The following is a 20567-nucleotide window of genomic DNA, read 5'->3' as shown; positions in this document are numbered from 1 at the left end:
AAGGTATAACCCCATTAATTGATGCAACACCTCATTAAACCAGAGAGATAAACATGTTTGGTAAAGGCGGTATGGGCAACCTAATGAAGCAAGCCCAGCAAATGCAAGATCGCATGCAAAAGCTTCAAGAAGAAATCGCGAATATGGAAGTAACTGGCGAGTCTGGTGCTGGCCTAGTTAAAGTTACTATCACTGGTAGTCACAGCGTACGTCGTGTTGACATCGATGAAAGTTTGATGGAAGACGACAAAGAAATGCTTGAAGATCTTATCGCTGCGGCGTTCAACGATGCAGCCCGTCGTGTTGAAGAAACTCAAAAAGAGAAAATGGCTTCTGTAACTGGCGGTATGCAACTACCACCAGGCATGAAAATGCCATTCTAATCTGCTGATATTTAATTAAGCGGACTTTTAATGCGTACCAGTCATATGCTGGAACAATTGATGGAGGCCTTACGTTGTCTACCTGGGGTTGGCCCCAAGTCAGCGCAGCGTATGGCCTTTCATTTGTTACAGCGCGATAGAAAAGGCGGTTTGCAGCTTGCAGATGCGCTTAGTCAGGCAATGACAGAAATAGGTCATTGTACTGAGTGTCGAACCTTCACCGAAGAAGAAGTCTGTCACATTTGTACCAACCCAAAACGCCAAGAAAATGGTCAAATTTGTGTGGTAGAAAGCCCGGCAGACATCGCAGCCGTTGAAGCAACAGGCCAATATTCTGGTCGGTATTTTGTTCTTATGGGGCATTTGTCGCCATTAGATGGTATTGGTCCAAGTGATATTGGGTTGGATGTCCTTGATTACCGCTTACGTCGCGGTGATGTTACCGAAGTGATTTTGGCGACAAACCCAACAGTTGAAGGTGAAGCCACTGCCCACTACATCGCAGAGCTATGTAAAGAGCACCAAGTTGATGCCAGCCGCATCGCGCATGGTGTGCCTGTCGGTGGGGAGCTAGAGCTTGTTGATGGCACGACGTTGTCACATTCGCTATTAGGTCGACACAGAATTTAATAAAAAGCCGCTGAATTCAGCGGCTTTTTTGATTTTGGGAGTTAGGAACGATTAATCGTTCGATTCTTTACCAAGAAGATTTTTGTAGATAACTGCACCAAGCACGCCACCCACAATAGGAGCAATCCAGAACAGCCATAGCTGAGAAACCGCCCAGTCACCCACATATACTGCGACTGCCGTGCTACGAGCAGGGTTTACTGACGTATTGGTGACAGGAATGCTGATCAGGTGAATGAGAGTCAAACACAGGCCAATTGCGATAGGTGCAAAGCCTTGTGGCGCACGTTTGTCTGTTGCACCCATAATGACAATCAGGAACATCATCGTCATGACAACTTCAGTCACAAGTGCAGCGATCATCGAGTATTGGCCTGGAGAGTGTTCACCATAACCATTGGCGGCAAAGCGAGAACCCACAACATCGAATCCTGCTTGTCCAGATGCAATAACGTAAAGCACGCCACCTGCGATAAGCCCGCCGATCACCTGTGAGATGATGTAGGGAGCAACGTCTTTTGTCTCAAAACGACCGCCAGCCCAAAGGCCAACTGTCACTGCAGGGTTCAAGTGACAACCTGAAATATGACCGATAGCAAATGCCATCGTCAGAACGGTTAAACCGAATGCCAAAGAAACGCCCAACAGACCAATACCCACTTCAGGGAAAACCGCAGCCAACACCGCGCTACCACAGCCGCCTAACACTAGCCAGAACGTGCCAAAAGCCTCAGCCAAATACTTATTCATGTTCTTTCCTGATCTTTAATTAAATGACCCGCTGAACATAGTCGAGAATTGTCAATAAATTGTGAGGGAGATCGCGCGAAAACCGCAAATGGGACGCTATGTGGCAAGAGTTCTCAAGGGTGAGATAAAAGGCTGAGGGGGGAGTGCTAAATCTTGAGTTGGCTTTGATTACTGCCTCGGAGAGAAACAACCGAGGTACTAACTTTAAACGTGTGGTCTAGAGTCGCATTACGTCAATTGTTCTAATTCAGTGATGTTGTCGAGTGCTTCTTGATTGGTGTTGCCGCATACAATCGGACACGGTTTAAAATCGTGACAGACTTTAGGGCGTTCAGGCTTACCAAATAGCTTGCACAAATTGTCGTCGTTGAGTTGCACACAACGAACACCTGCAGGTTTGCCCTTGGGCATTCCAGGTATTGGTGAAGAGATACTTGGCGCAATACAGCACGCTCCACATCCTAATCGACAATCCATAATGTAAACCTCTTAAAAATTAAGGGGGCAATTATGGTCATTTTGACGTGGATTGGAAGAGTGAAGAAAGAAAAAAATAAAAGGGCGCGCTTAACATTACGCTCCCTTTTTGGTTTTTTGCTTTTAAATCATCGTGATTATTTTAAGAAACGGTTATAAACAAACAACAGAATAAATGCGCCTAGTGTTGCGGTAATGATACTACCAATGTTGACGCCAGTTGCTCCGCCGAAACCGAGAATGCCGCCAAGGAAGCCACCTACAAATGCCCCTGCAATACCAAGTAACATTGTTGCAATCCAACCGCCCCCATCTTTTCCTGGCATGAGCCATTTAGCAAGTGCGCCGGCGATTAAGCCCAAAATAATCCAAGAAATAATACCCATGAAAACTCCTTAATGCCTTCTTGATCAATTGAGTAATGGAAACTTGTTTAAGGATAGAACAGTAAAACGAAAGTAGTTGAATATCTCCACCGTTATGTGGGAAGGATGCAAGATCTTCTCAAAACTTGAACTTTTGCGTTGAGAAGAGTATAAATCGCCCCCTAAATTCCCTTGGTGAGACCTGAAGTATGAGCACTCCATTTTGGCAAAGTAAATCGTTAGAGCAGATGACAGAAGAGGAATGGGAATCTCTCTGTGATGGTTGTGGCAAATGTTGTTTGCATAAGCTGATGGATGAAGATACCGATGAAATCTACTATACCAATGTGGCTTGTAGCTGGCTGAACAGTAAAACGTGTTCATGTAAGGATTACCCAAACCGTTTCACTTCGGGTGAAGAGTGCACCAAGCTGACCCGAGAAGACATCGACGATTTTACTTGGCTGCCACACACGTGCGCTTACCGTCTGTTGGCTGAAAAGCAGCCTTTACCAGAATGGCATCCGTTGATTACAGGCTCTAAGTCCGCAATGCATGCGGCAGGGGAAAGTGTCCGTAACAAAGTCGTTTACGAGATTGATGTGGTGGATTGGGAAGACCATATTTTAAATCATCCCAACCGTCCTTAGTCGAATAAAAACAAGCCTTTCATTGATTAAATGAAAGGCTTGTTTGCTATTGGGGCTCCCAACTTTGACGTCTCGCTAACGAAATGCTGCTCAGTTTATTATTTAGTGTTGTAAACTTAGGAGTATGATTTCAACGCTTTACACTTCTATTTCTGATTGTTTTGATCAGGATTGTTCCCTATGAGGTAAACATGACGTTTCATTTCCCCCAGAAACTGCGCCTGACATCTTGGGTGACATTATTCGCACTTGCCGTCATTATGTTCTCCCCAATGGCTGTTCATGCGACTGCTACTGACGACATCCAAGAGCCTTCTGCTGCCGAAATCTCGATTGACAACTTGAACCGAGAGATTGTGGATTTATCCCAAAGCCTCTCGCAAGCGAGTGGCGACGAGCGTGATGCCCTTCAACTGCAACTATTCCAAAAGAATGAAGAATTAAGAAGCCAGTTAGCGTCAGCGATTGAACGTGAAACTATCTCTCGCGACAAGCTGATCTTGCTAGTTAAAAAACAAGAACAATACTCTGAGGACGCGACGAACTATCTATCGGAAAAAATAAAGAAAGTCGTCGAGGATTTAAATAAGGCTAAGGATGAAGAGAAGCTTGCTCTTGTTAATGATTATCGAGAGCTACAGCGTTATCTTGATGTTAGCTTCGATTCGAGCTGGCAAAATCTCGCTTGGTTGAAGGAGCTAGGGGCCCAAAACGAGCGCGCAGAAGCGGAATTAAAAGATAAAATTGATAAACGTATGCGCTTACTGTCTGCTTCAATTGAGTACTTGAGTCAGCAAAGTGAGATCATTGGCTCCCAACTTTCGTCTAGCCCAGAGTCGGAAAAAGCGTCGTTGCAACTTAGTCAGCTCATTACTAAACAAAGGCTAAATATTGCGACAGAAAGCTTACGCAACCTGATTTCAATTGGTGATAAAGTCGGTTTAGAAACGTCTGAATACAAGCGCCAAATTTTTGAAGTGACGGGTAATATCACCCATGATTTACTGAATACCAAAGTTGTGTGGTCAATACTGAGTCACTGGTCCAACTCGGCACTGGATTGGTTTGCCGAGAATGCACCGCAGCATATCTTCCAGTTGTTTGTTTTTGCGCTGATTTTATTGATCGCTCGCGGACTGGCTAAGTTAACTCGCAAAGTCGTCCGTAAAGCAGTTGCATCGAAAAACTTAAAACTTTCCCACTTGATGCAGGACTTCTTTATCTCGATGTCCGGCAAATTCGTGTGGGTGATCGGTATCATGGTGGGCTTATCTCAGCTTGGTTTGAACCTAGCGCCAATCCTAACCGGTTTCGGTATTGCTGGTGTGATTATTGGTTTCGCGTTGCAAGACACGTTATCCAACTTCGCGGCGGGTATGATGCTGCTTATTTATCGCCCATTTGATGTTGGTGATTTTGTGTATGCTGGCGGTGTGGATGGCAAGGTAAGCCATATGAGTTTGGTGAACACCACAATCCGTACGTTTGATAACCAAATTATTATTGTTCCTAACAGCAAAATCTGGGGAGATGTTATTAAGAACGTCACGCATGAACGCATTCGCCGCGTGGATATGGTGTTTGGCATTGGCTATGCGGATGACCTCTTAAAAGCGGAGTCAGTATTGTCTGATATCATTACCTCTCACCCGTCGGTACTTCGCACTCCAGAGCCAATGATCAAAGTTCATACATTAAATACGTCTTCTGTAGATTTTATTGTGCGCCCTTGGGTAAAAACGGATGATTACTGGGATGTATATTGGGATGTGACTAAAGAAGTGAAACTACGCTTCGACCGAGAAGGTATTTCGATTCCTTTCCCACAACAAGATGTGCATTTGCATATGGTGGAGAAGCAAGACGCTTAATCACAGATCCCAACTAGTGAAAGGCACTCTAGATAGAGTGCCTTTTTTGATCTTCGGTTAGCGCTATAGTTACAGTTCGTCGAAGAACACCAGTTTCGGCTCGCATTCTAACAAGTTGTCGATCTGGCTAATCAAAAGAGCAAAGTGTTCTGTTTTACCATGAAGCTCAAATGCTTGTTGGTCTTTAAATTGCTCCTGAAAAACGAAGTGGCATGCATTGTCTTTATCTTGGAACAATTGATAACGAACACAACCTTCTTCATTGCGAGTAGGTTCAAGCGCTCGGGTAAGTACCTCTTTCAACTCTTGTTCTTTTCCCGGTTGTGCATGAAAGGTAGCCGTCAAGTGAATCATAATGTTTACTCTTTTTGTTATAGGTAACGCCCTTGGCGTTGCAGGAACTCAATTTTGTAACCATCAGGGTCGGTTACAAAAAAGAACGTTGCTAAATGCTTTTGTTGATGGTCAAAGGCTTTGATGTCACCAGTTTCAATGCCGAGAGATTTAATGCGTTTGTGGGCTTGTTCAATGTCCTCCACGCTGACGGCAAGGTGGCCGTAACCTGAGCCGTGAGTGTAGGGCTCACTTTGGTCGTGATTGTGCGTCAGTTCCAATTCAAAGCCAGTTTCTTGGTTGGCTAGATAGGTTAGAGAAAAGCCATCAAAGATGTATTGATCAGCGACTTCTAGTTCAAGTATGTCACAGTAAAATTGTAGAGAGCGGTCCAGATCACTTACTCGGATCATGGTGTGAATCATTTTTGTCATAGGTACTCCTTGATAGTCCGCACAGGTTAGCGATTTCAAAAGGAGTCTGGGTAGTACTCTAGTACGACAAATTAGAAGATGCTCAAGGGTTTATAATACGGATGCATAGCCTAGGATGGTTATTGGTCGGTTGGTTGCTATTAACTGTTAAGTTGCGCAAGTGCTTGACGAGTGGTCTCTTGAGGTTGGCGGGCGTAAGTGAGGCAAGCGCATCGAAGTAAGGAGGCAAAGTTGTTCACTTCACCATTGTATTCGAGTGCTTCTTGATAAACAGTGCTTATGAATTTAGGAACCGTCATGTTTTGAGCACTAGCGATTTCCTCAAGAATTGTCCAAAAGCTCGCTTCAAGTTTTACACTGGTCGCGTGACCATCAATACGGATAGAGCGGGTGATGAACTGATAGTTGTCTTGGGGTTGCTTAGCAAAGATTTCGCACATTTTCTTTATTCATATAATTAAAGACCCATAATTATTGTGGTGTACGATTTAAAACGTCAACTGTTTTCATGCATAAAAAAACGCTCCCTTGCGAGAGCGTTGAAACATCACGAGTTGTGAAGTAAGTGCAAGTTGATTATTTAATTTGTTGCTTCAAGTACTCGCCTAGTTGCGAGTGGTGCATGATTTTTGATACTGGAAGGATAGTTTCTGCAGGTCCCCAAGCAAATACGTTGACAGGAGTATGCGTATGAGTACCCGTCCCCCATACTGTGTTTTGCTTTGTTGCATGCTCACGCGCTAGCAAGTTGCTACGGTCGTTGTAAGGAAAGAAAGCATCAAAGTCATTGATTGTCGGTACGTTCTCTTCGCTTAAGTATTTGTGTCCAGCGAGTCGGTATGGATTTGGTTTACTTGCTAATACGCGTTCTGCTTGCTCAGGCGTAATCGAAAAATCGCTATTTGCGTTCACGACTTCCGCAAACTTCTCTGGAGTTTGCTCTTTCTTATCAAGCGCTTGGAATTCACTGATCATGCCGTAGTAACTTTTCTTTTGGTTGTATAAACCATCGAGGATCTCGAACTGACCAAAGTTGAAGTTTGGCGCGTAATCCTGATTTTTGAATGCTTCGCCGTCGCGTTTTTGTGGTTTAGGCAAGTTTGCTGATGAGTAGCTAAAGCCAAAAGAGCCGGTTTCGTGGTCAGCAGTAACAATGATCAGGGTGTCATCACGGCCTTTTGCCCACTCATAAACTGAGTTTACCGCTTCATCGAATTTAAGCATTTCATGCAGCATCGTACCTGCATCGTTACTGTGGCCAGCCCAGTCAATTTGGCCGCCTTCAACCATCAAGAAAAAACCGTCTTTGTCTTTTGAAAGAATGTCGATTGCTTTGGTGGTCATTTCTTTCAGCGATGGCTGCGTGCGTTTTGGATCGTTTTTGCTTTGACTGTAGGCAATACCATCGTTCATGCCCGAGTAAGCAAAAAGTCCAAGTAATTTGTCACCTTTAGCTTGTGTGAGCATATCGCGGCTGAAAGCCAGGTTGTAACCTTGGTCTTGCGCCTCAGTAAGCAAGTTGCGTTCGTCTTTGCGTTTCGATTTTAGGTAGACATTTCCTTCAGTGAGCTTTTCAAGCTGCTCGTATGTCTCTCCCTTGTCGTTTGTCGACTTTGGAATCCAATGACGAAGTCCACCAGACATCATCACGTCTACGCCTGTTTCGAGCATATCCGCCGCAATACTGTTTTCTAGGGAGCGATGTGGTTGATGAGCGGCAAATGCTGCTGGCGTTGCGTGGGTCATACGCGTATCAGAGACGAGCCCAGTTGCTTTACCTTTACTTTTGGCTTTTTCTAAAATAGTTTCGACATGGTTGCCTTGGCTATCAATGCCAATGACTTCAGAAGCGGTAGGGATTCCTGTCGCTAGCATCGTAGCTGAGCACGCAGAGTCGACGACAATTGCGTCTTCTGGATTGGTCAGTGATGATCCAATCACACCTTCTTGAGCGAGTTTGTATAACGCTGTGCTTTCGCCTTTGTAAACCGAGTTAGGTGCGTGTTTTGCGTAGGTCTCGAGTAAACCAACTTGTTGAGGACCCATGCCGTCGCCGATCATCAAAATGACGTTTTTGATTTCAGCTGAGAGTGCATTGAAAGAGAGGGTAGATGCAGCCACTGCCGTAACGATTGGAGATACTAAGCGCTTCATTATATTTTCCTTGTTTATTGAAAGCGCAGGCATTAAAGCAATGATTTATGAAGGTTTTGTGTCGGTAATAAAAGTTTAACCAAATTGTCGTTTTTGTTTGGTTTTGCAGAAAAAATGAGTCGCTCTCTAACGTTCGTTAGTTTGGAAAGAAGAAAGCCCACAAACGTGGGCTTGGATTACGCTTAGGAGTTGAAAGCATGGACTAAAGTTATCCATTCAGTGCCTTCACAAGAAACCTAGTTTAGGGAGCAATAAACGAGCATGTATTATCGGGCCACAAGAGCGGTCGAATTCACTTACGTTTGCATCATATCGTTCTTTGGCTTATTAAATTATGGGCTGCAGTAAGTGTTTGGTTCAAATAGGATTTGTTGTCGTGACGATTATCAGACTGGTTATCAGACTAATGCCAATATGATGCCACCAACGGTAAGTGCCGCAGACAGGTATTGACCCGCAGAATATGAGCCATCCTCTTCTTTCTCGATTTTATCAGGGTGATCCATGCCAAGCGCACCATGCGTGAAAGATTCGACCTTTTCACCAACAGATTTATCTTCTGCTTCTATTTTCTTGCTGTCGTGCTCGATTTGTTGCAGAGCGGCAAGTAGCGCTTTGCCCTCGGTCGAAAGCGTCACCTTATTGTGTTCGACTTTCAGAGGCGAAGCACTAGTTTCTTCTTGTGCAATACTTGCTTGTTTAGAGGCGACAGATTGTTTGGCATAGCTATTAACAGAAGTGCTTCCTACTGGATTCATCGAATACTCCTTGGAACATCGACACTCGGTCACTGAGTGCGGGCAAAAAGCAGTTATATTTTTATCGGCGGCAAAGTTTATTTCTGAAGCTATTTGGATAAAAACAGGTCTGCTTTTGCCGCTTCTAGTTTCTATTGGTGATCATTAGCAAAAAATAGACCAGCAGGAAGCAGACCGTTGTCACCCTATGAATTCGGAGCGGTGTGATGATGCAACGCAACGGCAAGGTAGTAACTTAAATTGAAGAGCAGCTACTTACATTGAAGATCGTTATTGCGTTTAGTTAGATGTTGATATGCCGCCATGCGGTGAGCATCTTGTACATACCGTACTGGTGGTGCGAGAACCTCTAACTGATAGTCAGTATTATCAGAAAGCACGTTATCTGTTGGGCTAATTACAACCACTTTTAAGCTCGGGTTGCGGCTTAAGATTGATGCTGCCGTACCCAACCCTTGCTCGGTGTGAAACTTGCCTGCAACATGGACAACCTGAGCGCCTGGGTTGTCGTCTAGGTAGCTAACGATAGATTCCGCCATAGTTTCATCCCAAGTAACTTGAGCTGCAAACTGTTTTTCCGTCTGCTCTGGCTTACCGTGATGCATGGATGCCATGAACTTTTCTTTGTACGGACTACTACCAGTGTTGATGGCTTGTGCAATGAACATCCGCTGATCATCATCGAGCTTGTTAATGTAATCTAGCCCTTGTCGACCAATGCATCGGACAATGTTCTTTGGTGCATTTGCTGCAATGACCGGGAGATTTTTCTGCTTAGCAAACTCCACGAGAGAGCGATAGTCGCTTTCATAATTGGGCCAAGCGTTGGCTTGTTTCATTAAGTACTGTTCGCCGATCTCCCCACGTAGGTAAGCGTCAACAACAGGTTGTTTGTCGCGGGTAAATTGTTCCATAGATAACGCGAGTGAGCGGTCGTAGGACGTAAGTTGTTTGAGCATATCGGTTTGAAAGCGATGAACGCCGGCGTGTGTGTGCCATTCACCAATAAGAATGACATCTGCTTGTTGCAGCTCAATTGGCAGTTTGCTTAGAGCGATGTGCTCGCCAGAAGGGGTGTATAGTTGGTAGTCGTAAAAACTAGTGACTTCCGCTGAGGTTGCGTGAGAGTCGGTGTGCGTATATGAAGAGCAACCAGTAAGTAAGCCTGCAAAGAGCAAGCTCAAAGTAGAAAAGCGCATTGAAAAGCCTCCAAAAATGTCCGGATGATATTAATGGAGGCTGAGCAATGAATCAATATAAATGATAACTATTTGCGTTTGTTGTTTTTTTGACTTATTAATTGAGTGTTTTTTTGCGATATACACGCAACATAAAATCAGCCTCACATTGGAAAAGTGTAGCGGATTTCAACTCTGCACGAAGAGCATCGGTTGCTTTCCATGCGAATGGCGTCATTTGCAATAAATCGATTGCGGCTCCGTTTTTCAAGTCCATAACATAGTTAAGATGCTGCTGGTGCTCTAATTCAAACCCTTCAATATGTTCTGGTTCTTCATTGTGAAGACGAACTTCTTGATAAATGCGCTCACGCAGTTGGTATAAGTGGCGGCTAGCAGGAGTAACCGTGACAACAACGCCGTCGTTTTTTACAACGCGCTGCAGCTCCTCAGCTTTACACGGGGCATAAATGCGCAAAATGGCATCTAAGGATTCATTTGCGAAGGGAAGTCGGTGACTAGAAGCCACACTAAAGTTGCAGTGCGTGTAACGCTTCGCCGCGTAACGAATGGCAACTTTGGAAATGTCTAAGCCATAAATCGTGGCATGGTTCGCTTGTGTTTCTATCGTCTTTTGTACTTGATCTGTGTAGTAACCTTCACCACAACCAATATCTAATAATTGATGGGTGCTCCCCTCAGTGTATGTTGCACACAGCTGCGCCACTTCTTGGCGCATTGGGTTGTAGTAATCTCCTTCAAGGAATCGACGACGAGCTTGCATCATCTCTTTGTTGTCACCAGGATCTTTAGAACGTTTGTGGTGCGCTGGCATCAAGTTAACGTAGCCTTCTTTTGCTAAGTCAAACTGATGATTGTTTTCGCACTTAAACGTTTTTTCATTTAACGCTAGAGCTTGGTGGCATAGAGGGCATTGATAGTTCATGACGATCTCGAACAGAAAGTAGGGCGGCAAATTCTATCAAAAAGCGTGGTATCAAGTGAAACAAAAAGAGCCGACTGGGTCGGCTCTTATTAAGTATTAGTGGAAGAAGTCGACTTGCTCTTTCAAGTTTCGTGCTTGTTGTTGAAGTTCAATCGCACTTTGCGAGGTTTTTGCGCTCGTGTTGCGGCTTTCTCGGTTAAGTTCACTGATAGAATGGGCATTTGCTGCAATTTCTTGTGAAACTTGAGCTTGTTCTTCTGAAGTCGCTGCAATGGCGTCGGCTTGAGAGGCTATCGACTGCACTTGTACTGCGATGGCTTCTAATGCTGTGCCCGCGTCTTGTGCTTTGTCCAAGACCTGGTTTGCACTGCGTTGGCTGTCTGTCATCATATTAACTGCATTATGAGTCGACCCTTTTAGTTTCTCGATAATTTCCACGACATCCTGAACTGAGCTTTGGGTTCGGTGCGCAAGTGTGCGCACTTCATCTGCTACAACTGCGAAGCCACGACCTTGTTCACCTGCTCGTGCTGCTTCAATGGCGGCATTCAAGGCAAGTAAATTGGTTTGCTCAGCAATTTCATCAATCATTTTAGTGACGGTTTGAATACTCTCGCTATCGCGATTTACTTGCTCGATAGCCGTTGCTGATTGATCCAATTGATCGTTAAGTTGAGCAACGTCGATACATACGCCTTCAACAATCGCGAGACCAGACTGGCTATCGGTATTTGCTGAGCGTACGTTTTCCGCAATGCTTTCGACTTGTTGTGCGACAGATTGAGCGGAAGAGGCCATTTCTTCAATCGCTGTCACAACTTGCTCGACTTCTTGTTGTTGTCGGTCGGCTTGGGTCAAATTGCTATGTGCATCGTTGGCAACGCTGGTGGAGTTGCTCTCCACTAAGTCGCTTGTTGAACGGATCTTACCGACAAGTTCATTGAGCTGACTTGCCATACTGGCGACACCCGAGCTCAGGTTCGTAATTTCATTCTTTGATGCTTTACGAGACGCTGGGATGCTCAAGCTGACTTCGCCGCCGGCTAAGCGAGTCATGTATGAGTTTAGAGTCGTGAGAGGTTGTAAGCTGTGATTCAAGAAAAGTGTCAGTACAACAAAAGTAATGATTGCCGCTACCGAAGAAATGATGGCAATGAGTGTGAGAAGCGTGTCGCTACCTTTTGTAACTTCTTTGATAAACGTACCGCCTAGCAGTTTCCAGTTCCAACCTGGAACCTCTGTGTAGACAAGATACTTTTCGCCTACGTTACCTTGGTACTCGAAAGGGTAGCGAATTAATCCACTAGATTGTTCGAAAATCTGGCCAAAAGGCTTGTGACCATTGTAGTCGGCGACTTCTAGTATTGACGAATCTGAGCCGCTTTTTGCTGGATGAAGTAGGTATTTACCAAGATTGTTTTCGTCGTTATCAACGATAATGGTGTAACCAGTGTCGCCCCATTTTATCTCTTCGAGTGCATCGAATAAGGTTTGTGTCGCTTGGTCTACTGGTAAGCCAATAAACGATAGGCCTGCTACCTTTCCTGTCGCATCTTTGATTGGGGCATAGTAGGTAATGTAGCGCTCGCCATACAATTTAATTTGAGCGTAATACGGTTGTCCTGCTTTAAGTTGCTGATAACCAGGATGGTTGATGCCTAGCGTGGTTCCGACCGCTCGCTGACCTTGTGGATCTTTTAGGGAGGTGGACACCCGAATAAAGTCGTCACCCAATGGTGCGAATAGCGTTGCTATAGCGCCGGTATCACGTGTGAAACTGTCGACCAACTTGGTGTCATTAATTAAGCTTTCACTGTATTGAGTGATGTTTGGTACTTCATGTCCCATGAAGTCAACCGTGTAATTTTCGACATAGACACCGGCAAGGTAGCCATTGCGAAAAGTAGATTCGAGGACTTTAGCGGTGTGCAGGTAAGCATCGAATTGGCCAGCAATGGTTTTTGCCATTGATTCTACTTTAGATTGGTGTTCTTTCAGTGTGCTTTCCAATAGAACATCGGAAGCGTTGCGGTAAACAAGCGCTGCAATACTGCTGAAAGCAATGAATAGACACAAAGTGATCACCAGTTTCAACTGGAATCCGACACTTTGATTTCGGTATCTCTCTAACATAGACTAATTCCTGATATTTTTATTATTTATGAGTTTTGTATCGGTATGCTATCGGTTTATATGATCAATTTTTTTGATATTTATTAATGAAACCGTCAAAAGTGACCAGTAACCAATAAGTTAGTAAAGATAGGACCATCTAAGCAGAGCTTTTATTACAAAAAAGCCGGGTATCCCCGGCCTTTATATGGTGATTCTTACTGCGCTGAAATGACAGTGACAAGTTCATGTGTCTCACCTGGTTGGAGCGTTTGACCTTGCTCAATACTTGGTGCATGAACAGCAGACTCCACACACAACATGGTTTGATAACCATCGTCAGCCATGTCACCCATGCTTTGCGCACCTTCTGCCCAAGGGTTCCATAATACTGCTGAGTTGTGGCCTTGGTTGTGTACGCTTAGCGTACGATCCAATACCGGGTCTTTTACCAAAATTTTCGCTTCTGGTTGCGTGTAAACGCGATCAATGGTGTCAGTTAGTTGTAGAACATTACCACCTTGACATACCGCATCAGCTTTCAAGCTATCAATGTACTCGGCCCCCATGCCTGTCGTTTGTGCTTGCTTAATGTCTCCAACGTTTAGGTAAGTATGTAATGCGCCAGAGAAGGTCCAAGCCTCGTCATCGATGTTCATGACTTTGAGCGTCACTTTTAGCTCATCGCCCACTTCAATCACCAAACGAGCGTCAAACATATGGGGCCAAATATCGTGGATTTCTTCTGTCGGGAACAGAGCAAGTTCAACAATCACACCGTTATGGTTCTCACGATGTTCAACCAACTCCCATTCTGCGGTGCGGGCAAAGCCGTGAGCTGGAGCAGCAATACGCCCAAACCAAGGCCAACAAACCGGAATACCACCGCGAAGAGCAGCTTTACCATCGAAGACAGCTTTTTCGCTCATCCAGATCAGATCTTCTTGACCTTCAGGCGTGAACGACACGACATGACCACCGTGTAGCGAGATGCCTGCCGTTGCTTTGTCATGAATCACGCGGACGATTTTTATCTGATCAACTTCAACGATAGTGACGTTATCAGATAGCACCGTTAGGGCTGGGAGAGTTTTTAAATCCATGTGTAGTTTCCTATCGTTGGGGGAGAGCTTTTAGACGCGCTTCGCACATTAAATGCAACATCGAGCCTGCATTCTCTCAAATTCCAGATACAAAAAAGGCGACTCTAGAGCCGCCTTTTCTTTAACGAAGTTATTCGCTAATTGCTAACTTTCTAATTACTTAGAGATGTGAGCGATTAGGTCTAGAACTTTGTTTGAGTAACCGATTTCGTTGTCGTACCAAGATACAACTTTAACGAATTTGTCAGTTAGTGCGATACCAGCTTTAGCATCGAATACTGAAGTGCAAACTTCGCCGATGAAGTCTTGAGATACAACTGCATCTTCAGTGTAGCCTAGAACGCCTTTTAGTTCGCCTTCAGAAGCTTCTTTCATCGCTTTACAGATGTCTTCGTAAGAAGCACCGTTAACTAGGTTAACAGTTAGGTCAACTACAGAAACGTTAGCAGTTGGTACGCGGAAAGCCATACCAGTTAGTTTGCCGTTTACCTCTGGAAGTACAACGCCTACAGCTTTAGCAGCACCAGTTGAAGATGGGATGATGTTTTGAGAAGCACCACGACCACCGCGCCAGTCTTTAGCAGAAGGACCATCTACAGTTTTTTGAGTTGCTGTAGTTGCGTGAACTGTAGTCATAAGACCAGATTCGATACCGAACTTGTCGTTAAGAACTTTAGCGATAGGCGCTAGACAGTTAGTAGTACAAGAAGCGTTAGAAACGATGTCTTGACCAGCGTAAGTGTCGAAGTTTACGCCGTTAACGAACATTGGGGTAGCGTCTTTAGAAGGACCAGTTAGTACAACTTTTTTCGCGCCAGCAGTGATGTGCTTACGTGCAGTCTCATCAGTTAGGAAAAGACCAGTTGCTTCAGCTACAACGTCAACACCGATTTCGTCCCATTTTAGGTCTTCAGGGTTGCGCTCTGCAGTAACACGTACAGTTTTACCGTTAACGATTAGGTTACCGCCTTCAACTTCAACAGTACCGTTGAAACGGCCGTGAGTTGAGTCATACTTAAGCATGTATGCCATGTAATCTACATCGATAAGGTCGTTAATACCTACTACTTCGATGTCGTTGCGCTCTTGCGCTGCACGGAATACGAAACGACCGATACGGCCAAAACCGTTAATACCTACTTTGATAGTCATTATAGTTGCTCCACAACTTAATTTCTGATTAAAGATAACTGGTAGTAAAATTACAGAATCCAGTAAACATCTGCAAGTGATAATCGGACTTAACTTGTTTAAAGTCAAAAAAAAGCGACGCTTTTTTTAACAATTCTTTGCAAATGTACGTTTTTTAAACTTTTAACTGATTCTTCTGTAGCCCAGTTGGCGTAATATAACTGGTGAGATAAGTGCTCTTATCAAATTAATTACGCATGGTGTCCTGGTGAGAAAGTATGTGCTACAACTGTTAAGAGAAGCAAGTTTTTTGCTAAAAAAGTCAATACCAAGAACAGTAAATAAGGAGCCGAAAGTCGTGGAACAAAGCGGGAAAAAAGTGACGAAGTCAGATGAACAGTGGCGTGAGCAACTGTCTGATGAAGAGTTCCGTGTTTGCCGAGAGCAAGGTACAGAGCCTCCTTTCAGCGGTAAGCTACTGCATAATAAGGAAACTGGTGTTTATGCTTGTACTTGTTGTAATGCCCCTCTCTTTGTCTCTGATAACAAGTATGACTCTGGCTGCGGATGGCCAAGTTTTGATGCGCCTATCAACGATCAAGCGGTGCGCTATTTAGAAGATCTAAGTCACGGAATGGTACGTACAGAGATTCGTTGTGCAACGTGTGATAGCCATCTAGGGCACGTTTTTGAAGATGGCCCACAGACCACAGGAGAGCGTTTTTGTGTTAATTCTGTGTCGTTAATTTTCAACAAATCAGAACAATAACGACAAAATTGTGCTCGATAGTGTTTTATCCTTTCAATACGATTTGTTGTAAGTAGAAAACAGAGTGTAGTTTGACCCAAAGAAAAACTCCCGCTCATTGCGGGAGTTTTTCGTTTATATCTCACTGGGTATCATTGCTGGGGAATAGATACCTTTCTCTATGGCTTTCGCCACCGATTCGGCTAATTCATCCAACTGCTTATATCGCTCTGGATGACTGAAATTGAACATACGTTGGAGCTGCTTTTCATCAGCAAGCGGTACGTCGAATCTTTTCGCGACCATTGCCCATAGATACGCTTGCTCTTTGTCTCCAAGCCCCTGATGAATACTTGCCATTGACTTGAGAATGACCGGATTGATGTTGTCTTCATCAGATAAAGACAACGCGTTATTAAGAAGCTCCAGGGTTTTCTTGGTATCTCGGTTGGTATAAAAAGTGGCTAATGCATATTGCATCTCAGCATTATTTAATTGGGGAGACCCTTCCATTTGTAAAAATGCGCGCCGAGCTTGAGTATCTCCCGTTTGAGACCATAAGAAATACAAAGTAGCCGGGTCTTCTGAGCCTTTTAACTCGTTTACAATGCGCTCTAGCTCATCAATACTGTGTACCAATGCATTAAAGCGTTGTCTTTTGAGAGCACTTTGATCAATAGGGGTGATCTGGGAGGCGAGTTCTAAGCATTTCCTATATTCAGCGACCAGACCGTATTCGATGATTTGGTTGGCCTCTGATGGGTTTTTCAATTGCTCAAACCGATGCCAAACCAAATTTGTTCTTGGAATTCGACATTGGCCGTCATCCATATTGAGCTGCTCGCAACGCAGCTCTGGTGTTTTTTGGCACAACTCTTCGGTTGTCACGTTACCTTCAAAACAGCCCGATAGCGCAAAACATGCGAGGCTGAGAAGTAACCAGTTTGTTCTTTTCATGGCTTTGCTTGTGATCCGTTACACCAATTCATTTTCGTATTCTTGACTCAGTTTCTTAACCCGTTATGTTCTGTAAATAGAATGTAATAAGAAGGTACACTATGGACGCAGAACAACTATTACAAGCGATGACTCCAGAAGTTTATGATCGCTTAGTCTATGCAGTAGAAACGGGAAGATGGCCTGAGGGTACAACACTTTCTAAAGAGCAGCGAGATTCGTGTATGCAAGCTGTGATGTTGTATCAATCAAAACATAATACTGATGCGCAGCATATGACGGTTGCAGCCGGTGGTGAAATCAGTTTTAAATCAAAACAAGAGCTTAAAAAACAATTCAGCGGAGAAGAGAGCGATATTGTTCGTGTCAATCCGAACATTGATTAATCCTTACGCCTTATTTCTCAAAATTTTATTATTTTGATTTTGAAAGAAAAAAGCCCAAATTGTATTGGGCTTTTTAGATCGTAGAAAGCTTGAACTTACAGGCTCATTTCACCACGCAGTACTTGTTGCATTCTCTCTTTTACTTCTTCGTAAGAAAGGTTTTGGCTTAGAAGGTAGTGTAGTTTTGCCAGCGCCGCTTCGGGCGTCATGTCAAAGCCACTGATAACACCAGAGTCTGCGAGAGCACAACCTGTGGCATATCCGCCCATATTCACTTTACCTGCCAAACACTGAGTTAGGTTTACGACAATAACGCCGCGCTCAGAGGCTTCTTTCAGGTGACCAAGCAGCTCAGGGTTCTGAGGAGCATTACCGACACCAAAAGTCAGAAGAATCATCGCATTCACGGGCTGACGAAGCGTGTTGCGGATAACTTCGTGTGAAATACCAGGGTACATGGTGATCACACCGATTGGTTGTGGCGTGATGTTGTGAACCTTAAACTCACCTTCTGGTTGTGCACCAACGGTTACGCTGTTGCTAACTTGAATATTGATCCCAGCTTCCAATAGTGGAGGAAGGTTTGGTGAAGTAAAGGCATTAAAACCGTCTGCATGAGATTTTGTACTGCGGTTACCACGCATCAATTGATTATTGAAGAACAAAGTTACTTCGTTGATCGGGTAGTTTGCCGCAATATGTAGCGCGTTTAATAGGTTTGCTTGGCCGTCAGAACGCAGCTCTGCGAGAGGGATTTGTGAACCCGTTACAATCACTGGCTTACCAAGGTTTTCAAGCATGAAAGACAATGCGGACGCTGTGTACGCCATGGTGTCAGTACCATGTAGGATAACGAAACCATCGTATTTGTCATAGTTGTCACGAATATCATTCGCAATCTGCTGCCAGTCAGCAGGTGTCATATCTGATGAGTCAATCAGAGGGTCGTATTCGTGGATGGTGTAATCCGGCATTTCAGGACGATGGAATTCGGGCATGCTTGCTAATTGCTTTTCCATAAAGCCAGCAACAGGCACATAGCCGTGGTCGGATTTTTGCATTCCGATGGTACCACCGGTGTAAGCGATGTAGATGTGTTTTCTAGTCATCGTTTTTTCTTTCGTGTAGGGGAACAGAGGCGGGGATTATATACCTAAATAACCTTGAGATGCGAGGCTATACGCACAGCATCAGAAAGTCATCTGAGGAGATGCAAAGCCTAATAAAAAGGGCACTTCAAGTAGAAGTGCCCTTTGTAATATTGATGGAAAAACTACTGCACTTGGCAGTTCAAACAAAATGCGTATTGACCTTTAGGATCGTTGAAGCTTTGGAGCAAGCTTGCGTCTTGTTCGAATTGTTGAGCTACGGGTTGAAGACTTTTTGGTAGCAAGCTTGTTGCATCAATACCTAGAGAGACTTTCACCTGTTTCATAAACTCTTGTAGAAATAGTTCAGTAGGTGAAAGAGGCTCTTCTACCCAGTAAATGCCATAATCGGTCACGTTCGCTAGTTTCGCCGCTAGCTCTACAGCATCATCAAAGTCACCCATTTGATCGACAAGACCAAAGGATAGTGCATCTTGGCCAGTCCAAACTCGACCTTGAGCAACTTTGTCAACTTCCTCTAGAGACATATCGCGATTCTCGCCAACTAGAGAAATAAAGCGCTTGTAACCGTGTTCGATACCTAATTGGAACACTTGAGACGCGCCCTCAGAAAGGCCAGTGGTAATACCGTCACCTGAGAACGGCGATGTGCCAACGCCATCAGTGTTAATACCTAACTTGCTAAAGCCTTTTTCAAACGTGGTGATGACACTAAATATACCAATGGAGCCCGTCAGGGTTGTTGGCTGAGCAACGATTTTGTCTGCGCTCATTGAAATCCAATAACCACCAGAAGCAGCCAAACTCGACATGGATACAACAACCGGCTTACCTGCTTGCTTCAGAGCTTCTACTTCGTTACGAATCACTTCAGAAGCAAAGGCACTGCCTCCTGGACTATCTACTCGTAATACGACCGCTTTCACTTTTTCATCATTGCGTGCTTGACGCAGCAAGCTTGCGACTGTGTCACCACCAACAGTTCCGCGAGGTTGTTGACCGTCCATAATCGCGCCACTTGCTAGAACAACGGCGATGTCGTGCTGAGGTAGTGTGTAATCGGGACGAATCGTTGCAAGGTAGTCGTAGTAACCAATCGCGTTGTAGCTGTCTTTGCCGTCACTGCCAAACTGTTTTGCAAATAGAGTGCGAATGTCTTGGCGTGTAGCAAGTTCATCCACTAGCCCCAATTTGACTGCGAGCTGAGCAATATCGCCATTTACAGACTTCATCTCGTTAATCAGCTCATCCATGGTTGGATTAAGCACTTTCGCATCAATGTTTCGGTTTGTTGTTACGTCATCAACAAAAGCACTCCACAATTGAGTAACCCAGCGTGTTGCTGACTCTTTCGCCGCATCGGACATGTCATCACGAATAAACGGTTCGATAGCGGATTTATAAGTACCTACGCGAAAAACATGAGTGGAAACGTCAAGCTTTTCAAGTAACGTTTTGTAGTACATTGAGTAAGCGCTGTAACCTTTAATCAATACACCACCATCAGGTGCCAGATAAACTTTGTCAGCGTAACTTGCCAAGTAATATTGGCTTTGGTTGTAGAAATCACCTACGGCGTAAACGGGTTTGCCTGACGCTTTAAATTCGTTCAACGCTTTCGCGATGTAACGTAGTTTCGTGAGATTTGTTTCTGGCATGTCTCGCAGTGCTAGCACTAATCCAGATACTTTAGGATCGTCTTTCGCGTAGCGAATAGTATCAACGATATCGAAAAGGACGTTTTCTTTCGGTAGCTCATTACCCAAAAGGGAACCAGCAAAAGAGTCCATTGGGTTTACATAACGTCTTTGTTCGACAATTGGGCCTGAAAGGTTCATCACCAATGCCGATTCTTTTTCGACGACAGGTTGACCGTCTCCGGTATAAGTAAAGGCAAAGTAGAAAACGGCAATCATCAGCAAGAAAATTAGGTTTGCCAGTGCGAGTCTGATGAAAGTGATACTTTTCCATATCCCTTTAAATATCAAACCAATAAATTTGAAGAGTTTTTTCATCTTGTCTCCATAACGAGATAGTTACGCCGAGTCTAACAAAGTATGGGTTCTTATCTCTAAGATCTCAAAAGATAACA

Annotated in this window: 22 protein-coding genes; 6 read left to right on the top strand and 16 right to left on the bottom strand. The window is 44.3% G+C overall.

The window, feature by feature from the left end; all coding sequences use genetic code 11:
* Window positions 1–53: 53 nt before the first annotated feature.
* The gene (locus IJ23_RS22090; protein WP_005380618.1) at window positions 54–383 is read left to right on the top strand and encodes a YbaB/EbfC family nucleoid-associated protein; all 330 of its coding nucleotides are present in this window, start codon (window positions 54–56) and stop codon (window positions 381–383) included.
* 30 nt (window positions 384–413) lie between these two features.
* A complete protein-coding gene (recR, locus tag IJ23_RS22085; protein ID WP_033907361.1) occupies window positions 414–1013 on the top strand; it encodes a recombination mediator RecR in 600 nt (199 codons plus the stop codon).
* Between the two features lie 51 nt (window positions 1014–1064).
* On the opposite strand, the gene aqpZ is transcribed toward recR, so the two are convergent.
* The 3 genes from aqpZ to IJ23_RS22075 all read right to left on the bottom strand — a co-directional run bounded on the left by aqpZ (window position 1065) and on the right by IJ23_RS22075 (window position 2626).
* A complete protein-coding gene (gene aqpZ, locus IJ23_RS22080; protein ID WP_033907359.1) occupies window positions 1065–1763 on the bottom strand; it encodes an aquaporin Z in 699 nt (232 codons plus the stop codon).
* Window positions 1764–1991: 228 nt separating this feature from the next.
* Window positions 1992–2240 carry a YkgJ family cysteine cluster protein gene (locus IJ23_RS24465; RefSeq protein ID WP_017820793.1) on the bottom strand — a complete coding sequence of 83 codons (249 nt, stop codon included), beginning with the start codon at window positions 2238–2240 and terminating at the stop codon, window positions 1992–1994.
* A 137-nt stretch (window positions 2241–2377) separates the two neighbouring features.
* A complete protein-coding gene (locus IJ23_RS22075) occupies window positions 2378–2626 on the bottom strand; it encodes a GlsB/YeaQ/YmgE family stress response membrane protein (RefSeq protein ID WP_005380625.1) in 249 nt (82 codons plus the stop codon).
* A 188-nt stretch (window positions 2627–2814) separates the two neighbouring features.
* Between IJ23_RS22075 and IJ23_RS22070 the strand changes: the two genes are divergently transcribed.
* Together IJ23_RS22070 and IJ23_RS22065 are read left to right on the top strand one after the other, a co-directional pair.
* A complete protein-coding gene (locus IJ23_RS22070) occupies window positions 2815–3255 on the top strand; it encodes a YcgN family cysteine cluster protein (protein ID WP_005384948.1) in 441 nt (146 codons plus the stop codon).
* 191 nt (window positions 3256–3446) lie between these two features.
* Window positions 3447–5126, top strand: coding sequence for a mechanosensitive ion channel family protein (locus IJ23_RS22065; protein WP_005380681.1), 1680 nt, complete (start codon window positions 3447–3449; stop codon window positions 5124–5126).
* A 69-nt stretch (window positions 5127–5195) separates the two neighbouring features.
* Here IJ23_RS22065 and IJ23_RS22060 read toward each other — a convergent pair whose 3' ends face one another.
* The 10 genes from IJ23_RS22060 to gap all read right to left on the bottom strand — a co-directional run bounded on the left by IJ23_RS22060 (window position 5196) and on the right by gap (window position 15296).
* Window positions 5196–5480, bottom strand: coding sequence for a putative quinol monooxygenase (locus IJ23_RS22060; RefSeq protein ID WP_033907358.1), 285 nt, complete (start codon window positions 5478–5480; stop codon window positions 5196–5198).
* A 17-nt stretch (window positions 5481–5497) separates the two neighbouring features.
* The gene (locus tag IJ23_RS22055) at window positions 5498–5893 is read right to left on the bottom strand and encodes a VOC family protein (RefSeq protein ID WP_033907357.1); all 396 of its coding nucleotides are present in this window, start codon (window positions 5891–5893) and stop codon (window positions 5498–5500) included.
* A gap of 140 nt (window positions 5894–6033) precedes the next feature.
* A complete protein-coding gene (locus IJ23_RS22050) occupies window positions 6034–6333 on the bottom strand; it encodes a ribbon-helix-helix domain-containing protein (RefSeq protein WP_005384938.1) in 300 nt (99 codons plus the stop codon).
* Between the two features lie 136 nt (window positions 6334–6469).
* Window positions 6470–8047, bottom strand: coding sequence for an alkaline phosphatase (locus tag IJ23_RS22045; protein WP_033907356.1), 1578 nt, complete (start codon window positions 8045–8047; stop codon window positions 6470–6472).
* Window positions 8048–8445: 398 nt separating this feature from the next.
* On the bottom strand, window positions 8446–8805 hold the full coding sequence (locus IJ23_RS22040; protein WP_005380688.1) for a hypothetical protein: 360 nt from the start codon (window positions 8803–8805) through the stop codon (window positions 8446–8448).
* 251 nt (window positions 8806–9056) lie between these two features.
* Window positions 9057–10004, bottom strand: coding sequence for a ChaN family lipoprotein (locus tag IJ23_RS22035; RefSeq protein ID WP_033907355.1), 948 nt, complete (start codon window positions 10002–10004; stop codon window positions 9057–9059).
* 97 nt (window positions 10005–10101) lie between these two features.
* Window positions 10102–10929 (bottom strand): 23S rRNA (guanine(745)-N(1))-methyltransferase, encoded by an 828-nt coding sequence (gene rlmA, locus IJ23_RS22030; RefSeq protein ID WP_033907354.1) that lies wholly within the window; start codon window positions 10927–10929, stop codon window positions 10102–10104.
* Window positions 10930–11025: 96 nt separating this feature from the next.
* Window positions 11026–13062: a methyl-accepting chemotaxis protein gene (locus IJ23_RS22025; protein ID WP_033907353.1), complete on the bottom strand. Its 2037-nt coding sequence runs from the start codon at window positions 13060–13062 to the stop codon at window positions 11026–11028.
* A 197-nt stretch (window positions 13063–13259) separates the two neighbouring features.
* Window positions 13260–14144, bottom strand: coding sequence for a D-hexose-6-phosphate mutarotase (locus IJ23_RS22020; protein ID WP_033907352.1), 885 nt, complete (start codon window positions 14142–14144; stop codon window positions 13260–13262).
* 156 nt (window positions 14145–14300) lie between these two features.
* The gene (gap, locus tag IJ23_RS22015; protein WP_005380697.1) at window positions 14301–15296 is read right to left on the bottom strand and encodes a type I glyceraldehyde-3-phosphate dehydrogenase; all 996 of its coding nucleotides are present in this window, start codon (window positions 15294–15296) and stop codon (window positions 14301–14303) included.
* Between the two features lie 337 nt (window positions 15297–15633).
* On the opposite strand from gap, the gene msrB reads away from it, so the two are divergent.
* Complete coding sequence (msrB, locus tag IJ23_RS22010) at window positions 15634–16044, top strand: peptide-methionine (R)-S-oxide reductase MsrB (RefSeq protein WP_033907350.1); 411 nt, start codon at window positions 15634–15636, stop codon at window positions 16042–16044.
* Between the two features lie 114 nt (window positions 16045–16158).
* On the opposite strand, the gene IJ23_RS22005 is transcribed toward msrB, so the two are convergent.
* Window positions 16159–16980: a DUF2989 domain-containing protein gene (locus IJ23_RS22005; RefSeq protein WP_017821139.1), complete on the bottom strand. Its 822-nt coding sequence runs from the start codon at window positions 16978–16980 to the stop codon at window positions 16159–16161.
* A 101-nt stretch (window positions 16981–17081) separates the two neighbouring features.
* On the opposite strand from IJ23_RS22005, the gene IJ23_RS22000 reads away from it, so the two are divergent.
* The gene (locus tag IJ23_RS22000; RefSeq protein WP_005380700.1) at window positions 17082–17366 is read left to right on the top strand and encodes a YeaC family protein; all 285 of its coding nucleotides are present in this window, start codon (window positions 17082–17084) and stop codon (window positions 17364–17366) included.
* Between the two features lie 95 nt (window positions 17367–17461).
* Here IJ23_RS22000 and ansA read toward each other — a convergent pair whose 3' ends face one another.
* Complete coding sequence (ansA, locus tag IJ23_RS21995; RefSeq protein ID WP_017635822.1) at window positions 17462–18475, bottom strand: asparaginase; 1014 nt, start codon at window positions 18473–18475, stop codon at window positions 17462–17464.
* 164 nt (window positions 18476–18639) lie between these two features.
* Window positions 18640–20490, bottom strand: a complete 1851-nt coding sequence (gene sppA / locus IJ23_RS21990) for a signal peptide peptidase SppA (protein ID WP_005380705.1) — start codon at window positions 20488–20490, stop codon at window positions 18640–18642.
* Window positions 20491–20567 lie beyond the last annotated feature (77 nt).

The organism is Vibrio sp. OY15, assembly GCF_000742455.1.
Taxonomy (GTDB): Bacteria; Pseudomonadota; Gammaproteobacteria; order Enterobacterales; family Vibrionaceae; genus Vibrio; species Vibrio alginolyticus.
This window is presented reverse-complemented; position numbering and strand designations above follow the sequence as displayed.

Excerpts from the sequence above, each read along its gene's own strand:
- IJ23_RS22040 (WP_005380688.1), bottom strand. The coding sequence starts at position 8,805 with ATGAATCCAGTAGGAAGCACTTCTGTTAATAGCTATGCCAAACAATCT.
- gap (WP_005380697.1), bottom strand. The coding sequence starts at position 15,296 with ATGACTATCAAAGTAGGTATTAACGGTTTTGGCCGTATCGGTCGTTTC.
- IJ23_RS22025 (WP_033907353.1), bottom strand. The coding sequence starts at position 13,062 with ATGTTAGAGAGATACCGAAATCAAAGTGTCGGATTCCAGTTGAAACTG.
- rlmA (WP_033907354.1), bottom strand. The coding sequence starts at position 10,929 with ATGAACTATCAATGCCCTCTATGCCACCAAGCTCTAGCGTTAAATGAA.
- IJ23_RS22000 (WP_005380700.1), top strand. The coding sequence starts at position 17,082 with ATGGACGCAGAACAACTATTACAAGCGATGACTCCAGAAGTTTATGAT.
- IJ23_RS22050 (WP_005384938.1), bottom strand. The coding sequence starts at position 6,333 with ATGTGCGAAATCTTTGCTAAGCAACCCCAAGACAACTATCAGTTCATC.
- ansA (WP_017635822.1), bottom strand. The coding sequence starts at position 18,475 with ATGACTAGAAAACACATCTACATCGCTTACACCGGTGGTACCATCGGA.
- IJ23_RS22090 (WP_005380618.1), top strand. The coding sequence starts at position 54 with ATGTTTGGTAAAGGCGGTATGGGCAACCTAATGAAGCAAGCCCAGCAA.
- IJ23_RS22035 (WP_033907355.1), bottom strand. The coding sequence starts at position 10,004 with ATGCGCTTTTCTACTTTGAGCTTGCTCTTTGCAGGCTTACTTACTGGT.
- sppA (WP_005380705.1), bottom strand. The coding sequence starts at position 20,490 with ATGAAAAAACTCTTCAAATTTATTGGTTTGATATTTAAAGGGATATGG.
- IJ23_RS22020 (WP_033907352.1), bottom strand. The coding sequence starts at position 14,144 with ATGGATTTAAAAACTCTCCCAGCCCTAACGGTGCTATCTGATAACGTC.
- IJ23_RS22055 (WP_033907357.1), bottom strand. The coding sequence starts at position 5,893 with ATGACAAAAATGATTCACACCATGATCCGAGTAAGTGATCTGGACCGC.
- IJ23_RS22045 (WP_033907356.1), bottom strand. The coding sequence starts at position 8,047 with ATGAAGCGCTTAGTATCTCCAATCGTTACGGCAGTGGCTGCATCTACC.
- recR (WP_033907361.1), top strand. The coding sequence starts at position 414 with ATGCGTACCAGTCATATGCTGGAACAATTGATGGAGGCCTTACGTTGT.
- IJ23_RS22070 (WP_005384948.1), top strand. The coding sequence starts at position 2,815 with ATGAGCACTCCATTTTGGCAAAGTAAATCGTTAGAGCAGATGACAGAA.
- IJ23_RS22005 (WP_017821139.1), bottom strand. The coding sequence starts at position 16,980 with ATGAAAAGAACAAACTGGTTACTTCTCAGCCTCGCATGTTTTGCGCTA.
- aqpZ (WP_033907359.1), bottom strand. The coding sequence starts at position 1,763 with ATGAATAAGTATTTGGCTGAGGCTTTTGGCACGTTCTGGCTAGTGTTA.
- IJ23_RS22075 (WP_005380625.1), bottom strand. The coding sequence starts at position 2,626 with ATGGGTATTATTTCTTGGATTATTTTGGGCTTAATCGCCGGCGCACTT.
- IJ23_RS24465 (WP_017820793.1), bottom strand. The coding sequence starts at position 2,240 with ATGGATTGTCGATTAGGATGTGGAGCGTGCTGTATTGCGCCAAGTATC.
- IJ23_RS22060 (WP_033907358.1), bottom strand. The coding sequence starts at position 5,480 with ATGATTCACTTGACGGCTACCTTTCATGCACAACCGGGAAAAGAACAA.
- IJ23_RS22065 (WP_005380681.1), top strand. The coding sequence starts at position 3,447 with ATGACGTTTCATTTCCCCCAGAAACTGCGCCTGACATCTTGGGTGACA.